At 36.2% G+C, this 14,437-nt stretch carries 10 protein-coding genes; 9 read left to right on the top strand and 1 reads right to left on the bottom strand.

Translation table 11 applies throughout. From position 1 onward, the window contains the following. The first annotated feature begins 455 nt into the window (after window positions 1-455). The 9 genes from ME3_RS04120 (at window position 456) to ME3_RS04160 (ending at window position 11,905) form a co-directional block, all read left to right on the top strand. Window positions 456-1,292, top strand: coding sequence for a tetratricopeptide repeat protein (locus ME3_RS04120; RefSeq protein ID WP_007477393.1), 837 nt, complete (start codon window positions 456-458; stop codon window positions 1,290-1,292). 194 nt (window positions 1,293-1,486) lie between these two features. Next, a complete protein-coding gene (gene ccmE, locus ME3_RS04125; protein WP_007477395.1) occupies window positions 1,487-1,984 on the top strand; it encodes a cytochrome c maturation protein CcmE in 498 nt (165 codons plus the stop codon). Next, window positions 1,974-3,917 carry a heme lyase CcmF/NrfE family subunit gene (locus tag ME3_RS04130; RefSeq protein ID WP_007477396.1) on the top strand — a complete coding sequence of 648 codons (1,944 nt, stop codon included), beginning with the start codon at window positions 1,974-1,976 and terminating at the stop codon, window positions 3,915-3,917. The genes ccmE and ME3_RS04130 overlap by 11 nt, the downstream gene beginning before the upstream one ends. A 39-nt stretch (window positions 3,918-3,956) precedes the next feature. Further along, on the top strand, window positions 3,957-4,388 hold the full coding sequence (locus ME3_RS04135; RefSeq protein WP_007477398.1) for a cytochrome c-type biogenesis protein: 432 nt from the start codon (window positions 3,957-3,959) through the stop codon (window positions 4,386-4,388). Between the two features lie 212 nt (window positions 4,389-4,600). Further along, window positions 4,601-6,106, top strand: a complete 1,506-nt coding sequence (locus ME3_RS04140) for a Do family serine endopeptidase (RefSeq protein WP_007477400.1) — start codon at window positions 4,601-4,603, stop codon at window positions 6,104-6,106. A gap of 78 nt (window positions 6,107-6,184) precedes the next feature. Further along, entirely contained in the window at window positions 6,185-6,871 is a 687-nt protein-coding gene (locus tag ME3_RS04145; protein WP_007477402.1) for a response regulator transcription factor, read from the top strand. Next, on the top strand, window positions 6,868-8,250 hold the full coding sequence (locus tag ME3_RS04150; RefSeq protein WP_007477404.1) for a sensor histidine kinase: 1,383 nt from the start codon (window positions 6,868-6,870) through the stop codon (window positions 8,248-8,250). The genes ME3_RS04145 and ME3_RS04150 overlap by 4 nt, the downstream gene beginning before the upstream one ends. 108 nt (window positions 8,251-8,358) lie before the next feature. Next, window positions 8,359-11,283 (top strand): bifunctional [glutamine synthetase] adenylyltransferase/[glutamine synthetase]-adenylyl-L-tyrosine phosphorylase, encoded by a 2,925-nt coding sequence (locus ME3_RS04155; protein ID WP_007477405.1) that lies wholly within the window; start codon window positions 8,359-8,361, stop codon window positions 11,281-11,283. A gap of 79 nt (window positions 11,284-11,362) precedes the next feature. Continuing rightward, window positions 11,363-11,905: a methylated-DNA--[protein]-cysteine S-methyltransferase gene (locus ME3_RS04160; protein WP_007477406.1), complete on the top strand. Its 543-nt coding sequence runs from the start codon at window positions 11,363-11,365 to the stop codon at window positions 11,903-11,905. A 5-nt stretch (window positions 11,906-11,910) separates the two neighbouring features. Here the strand turns inward: ME3_RS04160 and ME3_RS04165 are convergent, their stop codons facing one another. Then, window positions 11,911-14,229, bottom strand: coding sequence for a PAS domain-containing sensor histidine kinase (locus ME3_RS04165; RefSeq protein WP_007477408.1), 2,319 nt, complete (start codon window positions 14,227-14,229; stop codon window positions 11,911-11,913). Window positions 14,230-14,437 lie beyond the last annotated feature (208 nt).

The following is a 14,437-nucleotide window of genomic DNA, read 5'->3' on the forward strand; positions in this document are numbered from 1 at the left end:
TATGTTAGGACGGTGTTTGTATACACTAAAGATCTATAAGGGGAGTTTTTATTATACTTTGTATATGTGAGTAAAATTAATAATGAATTTTGCTCGATCATAATGCAAAAGTGGCTTTGTTTTCATGGGTTTTTTAATGCTTTTATTTTTGGCAAGTCATTACAAAATTTGTAAAGGATATAATGTATTATTAGAGGATGTTGGATACTGGAAAAATCACTTGAATATTTATACGAGGTAAGTATTCCTAAAAATGGTGATATTAGGATTATTTTATCCAAGTTGGTTTGAAAATTGTTATCAATACAGTTTTTTATCTTCAATGATACGTTACAAACAGTTTATAAAAGTATATGCCGCAATTCTAATGGAAACTAGGGGATTTCTTACATGAATTACAAAGTAAAGAAGAGCAGATTATAGCTTTTTAATTATTATAATGATATTACAGTAATATGCTACTATTAATTTTAGCTGCGTTTTTTCTCATTCTTTTAACAATTGCTATCTTTTTTTTGCTGCATTTTGACTATGGATCTAAAAAAGATAGGCAAGTTCTGATTATGAATAAGGGCAAAAATCAGATTCATAGAATTGAATCTGGTTTTGAACATAACTTCATTGATAAAGAGCGCATACAAGAAGTACATCTTGAATTACCCAGTACAGCTATTTCTGTTGAAACACAGAGGGGTCTTGTACAAAAACCTTATAAGCATCGTAAAGGCCTTTATGTTTTAAAGGCATTTGTTATTTTATTTGTTCCATTTGTAACGTGCGGTATTTACAGTTTAACAGGCAGTCCAGGAGCCAAAAGTTATTTTTTTAATGAATTAATGGATAAGGATCCACAAACGTTAAATAGGCATGAGAAACTTGTACGTTTACAAACGCTTTTTTTTCGCATGCCGAATGATGGCAAGATAGCAGATGTTTTAGCAATCAGTTATTTTGAGGAAGGTCTTTTTCAGGATGCGGTGAATATTTATTTAGATGCACTTCGTTTGAATGGAGAAACAGCTCCAAGGTTGATGGGATATGGTCTAGCGTTGGTTGGTTATGAAGGCGGAATAATTACACAAGAGGCGCAGAATGCTTTTCAAAAGGCTGCAGATTTAGCTCCAGATGATTTTTATCCTCGTTTATTTTTAGCTGATGCACTTTGTCAGGCTGGTAAGCCTGAACAGGCAGTCCAGCTTTTACAAAATTTTCTCGATACAATGTCTAAGGATGTTCCAGGACGATCCCGTATTGAAGCAATGATAGTTCAGTTACGTAATACATGTAATTAGAATGTCAAAGAAGTGAATTGGAACAGCTTAAAACTATTGAAACAAATGGGCTTATTGAGTAGTAAAATTAGATAAGCAAATTGATTAGTGTACAGGATACGGAAAAAGCTATCTAAAAAGGTGAAGTATATGAATGATTAAATTGTACTTATGTATATCACGTAATTTATGAAAATATTTTTTGTAAATAGGCTATGAACAGTCAATCTTTAAAGAGTCTCCCTTCACTTAAACTTATTTTGAAAAAGCGGAAAAAAAAACGCTTGCTACTCGTTTTATTATGTCTTTTTATACTGGCAATTGCAGCAGGTTTTTTATTGTATGCAATGCGTAATGCTGCAAGTTTTTTCCGAACGCCGTCTGAGATCACTAGGGAGGATATTTTAACAGGTCACTCTTTGCGTCTAGGTGGTTTTGTTGAAAAAAGGACCGTTGAATACAGTGACAAAATGAAAGTAACTTTTTTCGTGACTGATCATTCAAAGCGCCAAAAAGTAGTTTTCAATGGTATATTACCAGATCTATTTCGTGAAGGGCAGGGTGTTATCGTAGAAGGATATTTTAATAAACAGAGGCTTTTTATAGGCACGCGTGTTTTAGCAAAACATAATGAGACTTATATGTCTAAGGAAACGGCTAGTCACTTAAAAAAGCGTCATAGTATGGAGAGGGCATTTGATCGTGCTCGTTGAATTGGGTCATATTTTTTTAGCTTCGGCATTTGCGGTTAGTTTATTGCAGGCTTTTTTACCTATTTGGGGTATTTTGTGGGCAGAGCGCTCATTGATGCGGATAGTGGGACCGCTGGCGTATATCATCTTTATATTATTGTTCTTGTCTTTTTCAATTATTGTACATGCCTATATGGTATCTGATTTTTCTGTTCTGAATGTTGTTGAGAACTCTCATTCAGAAAAACCAATGTTTTATAAGGTCATTGGTGTTTGGAGTAATCACGAAGGATCAATGTTATTATGGGTTTTAATTCTAGCTTTTTTTAGTGCATTAGTGGCATTGTTTAGTCATCAACTGCCAGAAAAATTTAAGGCATTAGTTTTAAGTTGCCAAAGTTGGATTACAAGTGCTTTTCTTTTATTTATTCTTTTTTTGTCCAACCCATTTGTACGTATTAGTCCACCAGCATTACAAGGAAATGACCTTAATCCTCTTTTACAGGATAATGCTTTAGCAATTCATCCACCACTTCTTTATTTAGGCTATGTTGGTTTTTCAGTTTGTTTTTCTTTTTCAATAGCTGCATTAATTACAGGATATGTTGATAGAGTTTGGGCACGTTGGGTACGGCCATGGATTCTTCTCTCATGGTTTTTTTTAACGCTTGGGATTATGGTTGGTTCATATTGGGCTTATTATGAACTTGGCTGGGGTGGTTATTGGTTTTGGGATCCCGTTGAGAATGTTTCACTTATGCCTTGGCTTTCAGGAACGGCTTTCTTGCATTCTGCTATTGTTCTTGAAAAGCGAAATGCCTTAAAAAGTTGGACTTTGTTTTTAGCCATTCTTACTTTTTCTCTTTCTCTTATGGGGACTTTTCTTGTTCGTTCGGGTATTTTAATGTCTGTTCATAGTTTTGCTGTTGACCCAGCACGTGGGCAGGCAATTCTTGCTATTTTGCTTTTTTTCATAAGTGGGGCTTTTTTGCTCTTTGCTTTGCGTGTACCTGTTTTGAAAATAGGTAGTTTTTTTCAACCAATTTCGCGCGAAGGTTTTATTGTTTTAAATAATTTATTTCTCACCACAGCGACAGCAACAGTGTTAGTTGGTACAGTTTATCCTTACTTTATTGAAGCATTAACTGGACAAAAAATTTCTGTAGGTGCTCATTTTTTTAAACTTACATTTGGGCCTTTAATGGTGGTGCTATTATTGTTGGTTCCATTTGGGCCAGTAATAGCATGGAAGCGCGGCGATTTTCTTGCAGTTTTTGAGCGGTTGTGGTTTGTTTTTGTATTAGTTTGCATGGCTTGTTTTATCACATTTTATACAACGTCTTGGCGTGATATTTTTGCAGCTTTGGGAGTTGGGCTTTCAATTTTTGTTTTCTTGGGTAGTTTAGCTGGTCTTTGGGTGAAGAGCGGTCATCGAAAAACACCCGTGCTGATACGAGCTAGGAGATTTTGTGGGTTACCGTGGTCTGTTTTTGGAGCTGCATTGGCACATATGGGATTAGGGGTTACATTATTTGGTATTGTTTGTGTTGCAACTTTTGAGCAAGAACAGATGTTAACCATGCAAATAGGGGATACGGTTACAATAGCTGGTAAAACTATTCGTTTTGATGCATTACGTAATGTTGCTTTCTCAAATTATTCTGAAATGCAATTTGATTTTAAAATATATAAAAATCAGAAATCTGTGCGCAACATAACGGCATCAAAAAGATTTTACTCAAGTAAAAATATATCAACGACAAAAGTTGGTATTAAAAGTTATGGTTTTTCTCAATTTTATGTTGAACCAGGTCGGATAAGTGATCAAGGTCTTGATGTATATATACGGTGGAAACCTTACGTGATCTGTATTTGGTTTGGTGCATTGATGATGGCAATTGGTGGTTGTTTTTCCTTTTTAGGTTATTGGTTACGTATAAGGATGCATCAATGAGTAATTTCCAATTTTAAATATTTTTGAAAGAGTATTGCGGTGAAAAGGTTTTTCTTTTGGGCTTTTATTTTTTGTGTTATCCTTTCTCCTATACAATTTGTGATAGCAGTAGAGCCACATGAGATTTTAGAAGACCCAATACTTGAATCACGGGCTCGTAATATTTCATCACGGTTGCGTTGCCCAGTTTGCTACAATCAATCGATTAATGATTCAAATGCTCCATTGGCACATGATTTACGCCTTTTAATACGTGAACGCTTAAAAGCAGGCGATAGTGATCGACAGATTATTGATTTCCTTGTTGAAAAATATGGTGAATTTATTTTATTAGAATTACCATTCAATAAAGTAACGTGGTTTTTATGGTTGTTTCCTCTGATATTTCTTATCATTGGTATAAGTATTATATTTTTTCAGATAAAATGCCGCAAGTGCTCAAAATTAATCGCTTTCAAAACTAATAAATAGAGATGACTAAAATATTATCAAAGTGAAGTAAATTATATACAGAAAAGGAGTTTGGTCTGTTTAGATTAATGTTTTGGCTCTATCTATTATTATGAATTGTTGTTTGTCTAACCTTACAAAACTTTAACGATTTAGACAGAAAACGGTAAGGTCTGTTGTTTTATTACTAATTTCAATAAAGACCTCAATATTACTGAATAGGAGCACACAAAATGGTTAAACCAATCTTCCGTATGATATCACCGGCAATAGGTCTTTCTACGGTTTTAGCAAGTACAATGTTTTTGAGTGGATCAAGCTTTTGGATGGCAGCAGCTCATGCAGATCCTGTGTTTGTTCCGTCAGTGCAGCAACAGGGGTTTGCAAATGTCGTGTCTCAAGTAAAACCTGCTGTTGTTTCAGTGCAGGTGAAGAGCAATGCAAAAAAAGAAGAGTGGTTCTTTGATGGTTTTTTTAGCGCTCCAGGTATTGATCAATTACCAGATCAACACCCTTTTAAAAGATTTTTTAAAGACTTTTATGATCGTGGTTGGCCTAATAATAAACCTTCCCATCGTTCTCAAAAACCCCGTCCTATAGCTTTTGGATCTGGTTTTTTTATTTCATCTGATGGTTATATTGTAACCAATGATCATGTAATTTCTGATGGAACGAGCTATTCTGTTGTTCTTGATGATGGTACAGAACTTAATGCTAAACTTATTGGCACAGATTCTCGAACTGATTTGGCAGTGTTAAAAGTAGATGACAAACGAACATTCCCATATGTTGATTTTGCTGATGATTCAAAGCTTTATGTTGGTGATTGGGTTGTTGCTGTTGGTAATCCATTTGGTCTTGGTGGAACTGTAACAGCAGGGATTGTTTCAGCACGTGGACGTGATATCGGTGCTGGTATTTATGATGATTTTATTCAGATTGATGCTGCTGTTAATAGGGGGAATTCTGGTGGGCCAACTTTTAATCTTAATGGGCAAGTTGTTGGGATTAATACAGCAATTTTTTCTCCCTCTGGAGGAAATGTTGGAATTGCATTTGCTATTCCTGCGACAACAGCAAAACAGGTTGTAAAGCAGCTTATTGAAAAAGGTTCAGTTCAACGTGGTTGGCTTGGTGTTCAGATTCAGCCAGTGACCAAGGAAATTTCTGATTCAGTAGGTTTAAAAGAAACCAAAGGTGCTTTAGTTACTGATCCACTTAAAGGGCCTGCAGAAAAAGCTGGTATTAAAACAGGTGATGTAATTATTGCAGTAAATGGTGAAAAGGTTACTGATGCGCGTGATCTAGCAAAGCGTATTGCACATATTAGACCTGGAGAAACAGCAGTCTTGAATGTTTGGAGATCTGGTAAAGAAGAAAAGATTAAAGTTAAACTTGATGCGATGCCAGAAAGTGAAAATAAGAAAGAGACTTCAAGATCTTCAAGTAAGCAACAAAGTTCCAATGAAACACTAGAAGATTACGGTTTGACTGTAGCTCCTTCTGATGATGGTTTAGGAATGGTTGTAACTGATGTGGATTCGGATTCAGAAGCAGCAGAAAAGGGAATTCGCCCTGGTGATGTGATTGTAACAGTTAATAATAAGCCGATTAAAAAGGTGTCTGATATTACTGATGCAATTAAAAATGCACAAAAGCTAGGACGAAATGCAATATTATTGCAAGTGCGCACAAATGATCAAAATCGTTTTGTTGCTCTTCAAATTATTAAAAAATAATCTCTATTAACAATGGGGCAGAATTTTTATGAACCACTGTCCTATAATTGTTTAATACAATAATTGGAGAAGCGTTTTATGAAGATACTTGTCATTGAAGATGATCGTGAGACAGGACGTTATCTTGAAAAAGCGTTTTTGGAAGCAGGATATACGGCTGATATTGCTTGTGATGGGGATACTGGTTATTCTTTAGCTGAAACAGGAAATTATGATGTTATGGTTGTTGACCGGATGCTCCCATATCGTGATGGTCTGTCCATTGTTTCTGAATTACGTGCCAAAGGCAATGAAACGCCAGTTCTTATTCTTTCTGCTTTAGGGCAAGTTGATGACCGTGTGATGGGTTTACGTGCAGGGGGTGATGACTATCTGACAAAACCTTATGCATTTTCAGAGCTTCTTGCACGTGTTGAAGTATTGCAACGACGGAAAAGTCCTAAAGAGGCAGAAACTGTTTATTGCGTAGGCAATCTTGAGCTTGATCGGTTAGCGCATACAGTAAAACGTGGTGGAATAAATATCATATTACAACCGCGCGAATTTCGTTTGCTTGAATATTTAATGCGGTATGCTGGCCAGGTTGTTACACGCACTATGCTTTTGGAAAATGTTTGGGATTATCATTTTGATCCGCAAACGAATGTAATTGATGTTCATATATCTCGCTTGAGGGCAAAAATTGAAAAAGACTTTGATATTCCACTTTTACATACGGTACGTGGAGCTGGATATATGCTAAAGGTTCCAGACAAAAAAATATGAACCGTTTAATCAATATAATGCGCACAACTGCTCTAAGGCTTTCTGCACTTTATATTTTATTGTTTAGTTTGGTTGCAGCTGGTCTTTCTATTTATATGACAGCATTTGCTGTCTCATTGTTAACAGATCAAACTGAACAAGCTTTACGTGAAGAATTAAGGAACATTGAAAGCGCTTATAATTATGGTGGGTTGTCTTTATTAATGCGTACTATTGATTATCGTTCGCGACAACCTGGGGCTTTTCTTTATCTTGTCACTGATCCTATGGGGCGTATTTTAACAGGAAATGTTGCACGTATTGAACCTGGTTTGCTTAAATATAATGGCTTTCTTTCAGATTCTTTTTTATATTCACGTTTTGGAGAACATGGCAAAACAAGTGAGCATCGTGCTTTAGCGGTTGTTGTTGATTTGCCAAATGCTATGAAGCTTCTTGTTGGACGAGATTTAGATGAACCAGAGCGTTTTGCAAAGGTTATTCGTAAAGCTGTGATAATTGCTCTTATAGCTATGGTTGGAGGGGCTTTACTAATATGGTTTTTTGTTGGTAGACGAGCGTTGCAGAGGATTGATCGTGTCACAGCTGCATCGCAACATTTAATGGATGGTAATTTTAGTGAGCGCTTACCTGTTTCTGAGGCAGGTGATGAGTTTGATCGACTATCAGCTAATCTTAATGTTATGTTAGATCGTATTGAAGAATTAAATATTGGTTTACGTCAGGTATCAGATAATATTGCTCATGATCTTAAGACGCCGCTAACACATCTTAGAAATCGCGCTGAAGAAGCACTGTCAGGACAAAAGACAGAGCTTGAATATCGACAAGCGCTAGATGATGTTATTGCTGAATCAGATCAACTTATTCGTACTTTTAATGCCATTTTGATGATTTCACGCATTGAAGCAAGCAGTTCTATTGCGCATCTTGAACCCATGAATGTGAAGTTAATTCTTGAAGATGCGGTTGAACTTTATGAACCTTTTGCTGAAGAAGCAGGTATTTTGCTTCGATTAGGGCATGTATTTGATAAAGAGCTTAGGCTCAATCGTGAGCTTATAGCACAATCGATTTTTAATCTCATTGATAATGCAATCAAATATGCACCTAGTGGCGAAAAAAATACAGAAATTTCTTTGTCAATGGAATACCGTGGCGAATGTTTGCTAGTTGTGGTTAGTGATAATGGTCCGGGAATTGCAGAAGATAAGCGTGAAAAAGTAACAGAGCGGTTTGTTCGTCTTGAGAAAAGCCGCACACAGCCTGGCTGTGGTATTGGTTTAAGTATAGCAAAAGCTGTTATGAAATTTCATGGGGGAGAGCTGTTACTTGAAGATGCAAATCCAGGGCTTAGAGCTGTTTTGATGTTTCCTTAATATTTGTTTACTTCATCACATTATTTGATGTGTGTAAGACTGTTTTTCTCAGTCTATAATGTAAATACAATAAAACGAAACTTAAAATGCTTTTTCAAGGAAATGTAGATGAAAAAAGCTTTTTTAAAAACACAGCTTCTCTCTTTACGTCCACTTGATGAAAGTGGTTCTCAATGGTTGAAGGATATTACAGAACAAGCAAGAAAAGAAAATTTAGAATCATTGATTTCCTATATTACAGTTGAGGGGGAGCAGGTTGACTTCATTAGTGCAGTTATGACTTTATCTCCTTTTTTGCGTGGAGTTTTGATTGCCAATCCATCTTATCTTAACTCCTTATTGGACGTTGATATAGAAACAAGGCTTAGCAAAATTATAGAAGATATTGCAGCTATCGATAGAATTGAAGGTATTCATGAAGCTTCATTAATGGTTGCTTTAAGACGCAAGAAAAAAGAAGCACATGTTCTTATCGCTTTAGCTGATTTGAGTGGCATTTTTACTTGCGCAGTATCATGTGCATGGTTAACTCGCTTGGGTGAAGCGGCTTTGGGTGCAGCTTTACGTTTTCTTTTGAGGGAAGCACATGATCATGGAAAGATTAGTTTGTTTAATCGTGATAATCCAGAACAAAATTGTGGCTTGATTATTTTAGGTATGGGAAAGTTTGGTGCAGGAGAGCTTAATTATTCTTCTGATATAGATCTTATTATTTTTATTGATGACACATTGCCTCATATTGGTAATTTTTATGAAAGTGTCGATGTATTCTCTAAAATAATACGTCGATTGATCCATGTCATTCAAACGCGCACTGCTGATGGATATGTTTTTCGGCTTGATTTGCGGCTTCGCCCTGATCCAGGTTCAACGCCTTTAGCATTACCAATAAGTGCAGCTTTACGTTATTATGAAGGGCGTGGTCAAAATTGGGAACGTGCAGCTATGATTAAAGCACGTCCGGTGGCAGGTGATATTATTGCAGGTTTTAATGTACTTAAAGATCTTTCACCTTATGTATGGCGAAAATATTTAGACTATGCTGCTATTGCTGATATTCATTCTATTAAACGTCAAATCCATGCGTATAAAAATTATGGTCAAATTGCTGCTTTTGGCCATAATATAAAATTGGGAAGAGGTGGTATTCGTGAGATTGAATTTTTTGTTCAAACGCAACAGTTAATTGCAGGTGGGCGCTTTCCTCAATTGCGTGGACGTGAGACAGTTGCAATGTTGAAAGAACTTTATAATCTTGGTTGGATTGGTAAGAAAACTAGAGATAGCCTTATAAAAAGTTATGCTTTTTTACGTAATGTTGAGCACCGTATTCAAATGCTTGCAGATGAGCAAACGCATATTTTACCAGAGGATGTTTCTCAATTCACTAGTGTTGCATATTTGATGGGGTATAAAAAGAAAAGATTTTTTATTAGCGACTTATTAGAAACACTTAAAGTTGTTGAAAAACATTATGCAGCGCTATTTGAGCATGAACAAGAACTTGGCCTGGAAATTGGCAATTTAGTTTTTACAGGTGAGGAAGATGATCCCGAAACACTTATCACATTAAGCCGTTTAGGTTTCGAAAGGGCTAGTGATATTTGTCGTATTATGCGCACGCTGCATTGTGGGCGTTATAAAGCCACTCAATCTGCTGAAGCACGTGAAAGATTAACAGAACTTACACCAGCGCTTTTGAAAGCTTTCGGTGCTACTAAAAGGGCAGATCAAGCAATGTTGCGTTTTGATAGTTTTTTGCAAGGTTTGCCTTCAGGGATTCAACTGTTTAGTTTATTGCAGTCTAATCCATCTCTTTTAAATATGTTAGTACGTATTATGGGAGCAGCTCCACGCCTTGCGGAAATTATTACACGTAAACCGCATGTTTTTGATGGAATGCTGGATCCAACAATTTTTTCAGAATTGCCAACAAAAGCTTATCTAGAAAATCGAATTAATTATTTCCTTGAAGGTGTAACTGCTTATGAAGATATTCTGGATCGTTTAAGAATTTTTGCAGATGAGCAACGTTTTCTGATTGGTATCCGACTTTTGAACGGTACAATTACAGGAGATAAGGCAGGTTTTGCTTTTACTGCACTTGCAGATCTTATGATTGAGAAAACAATTGCTGTTGTTCAAGAAGAATTTTCTCGTTGCCATGGTCATGTTAAAGGAGGACGTATTGGCATATTAGGTATGGGTAAGCTTGGAAGCTGTGAATTAACTGCGGGCTCAGATGTTGATCTTATTGTACTTTATGATCATGACGAGGATGCAGAGATATCTGATGGGGAAAAGCCTCTTTATGTTTCTCAATATTATACGCGTCTAACACAACGTTTTGTTTCCGCTTTATCTTCTTCTACAAGTCAAGGTGTTCTTTATGCGGTTGATCTACGATTGCGACCATTGGGCAATAAGGGGCCGGTTGCTGTTTTTTTTGAAGTTTTTGCAAAATATCAGCGTAAAGAAGCGTGGATATGGGAACATCTTGCTTTAACACGAGCGCGGGGTATAGCTGGAGATGCTGATTTTTTGCAAAAGTTAGAAAATGAGGTTCGTGCCATTATTGCATTTCCTCGCGAAAGGAAAATGATCGCAAAAGAAATACGTGAAATGCGTGTCTTAATTGAGCAAAAAAAAACACCGAAAAATCGATGGGATTTAAAAACTATACCTGGGGGAATTATGGATCTTGAATTTATTGCTCAATTTGCTGTTATAACTCATATGATTGAATTCCAGATTGGAACGACGACTGCTGATATTCTTTCTCATTTACCAAAAAGTTTTCTTGATCAATCATTTATTTCTGAATTACATTATGCTTATTGTCTTTATACAAATTTAAGTCAAATTATACGCCTTTGCTTAAATGATTATCTTAATCCTGATGATATGCCGCCTGGATTAGGTGATCTCTTGTTACATAGCGTCGGTGAACCTGATTTGCTACGTGTCGAGAAACTGATTGAAGAAACAGGGCAGTCAGTACGTTCAATTTTTACACAAGTGTTAAAAGATTGAATACACTTTATCATAAAATTTCCATTTTATCAGGAAAATAAATTATACAAAATATCAGCTAAGTTCTCAAAAGATATTTATGATAGAGTTTAAAAACAAGAATTCACAGGATGCGATTGTTGTTATCTTGAAAGAGACATCAATAGGGATTCTCTTAATTGCAAAATCTCGTAAAGGTATTTGTAATATAGCTTTAGGCGATACTGCCAGACAGTTATTACAGGAATTGAAAATAGGCTTTACCAATGCGCAATACAATATTGATGACAATGTATTAAATAGAGAAGTTGCGCATATTGTAGCAATGGTGGAAACTCCTAGATTGGTAGAACATCATGATTTACAATTAGATATTAAAGGCACAGCTTTTCAGCAAAAAGTATGGGGTGCATTGTATGAAGTGCAATGCGGGGAAACAATTTCTTATAAAGAGTTAGCGCAACATATCGGTATGCCAAAGGCTGTTCGTGCGGTTGCGAATGCATGTGCACATAATAAACTAGCATTAGCCATTCCTTGCCATCGTGTGATATATAAAAATGGTGCTATTGCAGGTTATCGTTGGGGTATTCAACGAAAAGAAATTTTGCTCCGTCGAGAACAACAAGAATATTTTATTTAAAAATTTTAATTTTGTTGGATTGGCATTGTAATAGTTACAATTGTACCTTTTTCTTCCTCAGAAGTAATTTCAAGCTTTCCTTTGTGCAGTTTGATGAGAGAACGGGAAATAGCTAACCCAAGGCCTGACCCGGTATGAGTTTTAGTAAATTGATTTTCAACTTGCTCAAAGGGTTGCCCAAGTTTTTTAATTGCTTCTTGGGGAATACCAACTCCTGTATCTTTTATTTTAAAGATAAGGTCATTTTCTTTCTGGAAGGCACAAACATCAATATTACCACCAGAAGGTGTAAACTTAACAGCATTGGAAATGAGATTAAGGAAAATCTGCCTTATGGCACGGCAATCAACTTCAGCATGAAGTTTTGGTGCAATATTCGTTGTAACGGAAACCTTTTTTTCTTGTGCTTGTGGGGTAAGTGTTCGTACTGCTTCACTGATAATTGGCTCAAGATCGATATTTTTACAATCAAGAGTAAATCTTCCAGCTTCGATTTTTGACATATCAAGGATATCATTGATGAGAGTTAGAAGATGGGTTCCTGAATTATGAATATCACGCATATATTCTTTATAGCGTTGTGAACCAAGAGGACCAAAGGTGGATTGCAACATGATATCTGAAAAACCAAGAATAGCGTTAAGAGGGGTACGTAATTCATGGGATATATTGGCTAAAAATTCTGATTTAGCTTTATTAGCACTTTCAGCTCGCTCTTTTTCTGCTTGCAGACTTTTGTTCAATTTTTCAACCTCTGTTGCACGTTGCTGAGCATTTCCTCGTGCACGTTTGAGTTCTTGAATAAAAGAAAAAAGGCTTTTTTCGCTGTTTTTAAATTTTTCTTGCTGTTGTTTAAGTTCGGAAATGTCAGTACCAGTGCAAACAAGCCCTCCGTCTTGTGTACGTCGTTCATTAATTTTGAGCCAGCATCCATCTGCAGTTTGGCGAATACTGGTTAGGTTACCAGTTCCATCTTCTTTGAGGAGATATTCACTAATAGCAGGACGAGCCATAGCTTCAACAGTCGCACGTTGAATGCCTGATTGCAGCATTTGTTTGGGGATAGCTGCATATTCGCAAAATTTGCTATTGGACATAACTAAACGCCCTTCAGAATCCCACAATACAAAAGATTCTGAAATATTTTCAATAGCATCGCGAATACGAAGATCAGCTTGTGCTGTTTGTTCGGCAAGTTGACGTTGTTCGCTAATATCGAAAGAAATACCAACTAAATGAGGCTCTTCTCCTTCAGTAACTTCGGCACGAAAACGCATCCATATATAATGACCATCAGCATGACGCATGGGAATATTAATATCAATGTGTTTTTTTTCACCGCTCATTAATTCCTGAGCGAGATCAAAGAAATTAGTATCAGTTGGGTTGATGATGCTAGTAATTTGAGAAATTGACAGCAATGCATCTTGAGGCACATAACCAAGCATTTCATACATGGCTCGTGACCAATATACTCGACCGCTTGCCATATTCCAATCCCACAATCCACAACGTCCACGCATCATTGCCATATCAATACGGTTTTGATTTTTTTCTGAAACCAGATCCATATTATGTGCGCGTGAAACTTGGTTATAATATGCATAAAGAAGAGCCAGTATAATACCGGTGGTTCCTATGAATAAGGTCATATTTAATGAGAAGATTTTACGCCATTCCATATAGATGTCATGTGTTTTCTCACTCATAAATACACTATATTGATTATTTTTTGTTTGGCTGAGTAAAGCTAAAGCAGGTTCTGTTCTTATTTTGATTTGTGTAGCGCCAGTGTGCTGTCTGAGAGACTCTAAAGCGGTATTTTCAGAAATGAAATTTTTTAAAGGTTTTCCTAAGATTACCTCTGAACTAGACGAAGCTAAAACATTTTCATTTTGATCGACTATAGCGATTATAATATTAGTATTGACAAGGTTTTGGTTACGCAGATCAACAAGGATATCTTCTAAATGACTATGAGAAAGACCTGTAGCTTTTCCTTGCTTGGTAACGGTAGATAAGTCACGATCAATCGTATTTATGATATGAGCAGCTAATAAATTCATTGTAGAGCGCGTATCTTTATCAATCGTATGGCGTAAATCATAAATTGACACAAAGCGGACAGCTGCTAACACAATGAGAAAAAGAATGATGATAAATGGAATAGACCGACGTAGCCAAGGTTCAATCGATAAAAGTTTTTTGTGAATTGAACCAGAAAGTAAATCAATATACGCTTCCTGTGCCTTGCGATTTTGAACGCTCGGTTTTGAATCGGAATATATTCCTGTGGGCGCATTATATACGTCCAATTTCTCCATTTCTGGTTCCTCTAATCATGAATAATATGACTGGAAAACTATTTCTGTACTCATAACAAACCAGTAGGTACAGTGAATCAAAACAGGAGTCTTCTGTCTAGTCTTTTTTTTAGGAGAAAGTAATTTTACTGCTATGAACGTAAATTATTGAATATTGAAAACGCTTTAATATTGCTCATAAACAAGCTTGTACAACTTGTTTATGAGC

It is taken from the genome of Bartonella melophagi K-2C (assembly GCF_000278255.1).
GTDB lineage: Bacteria > Pseudomonadota > Alphaproteobacteria > Rhizobiales > Rhizobiaceae > Bartonella > Bartonella melophagi.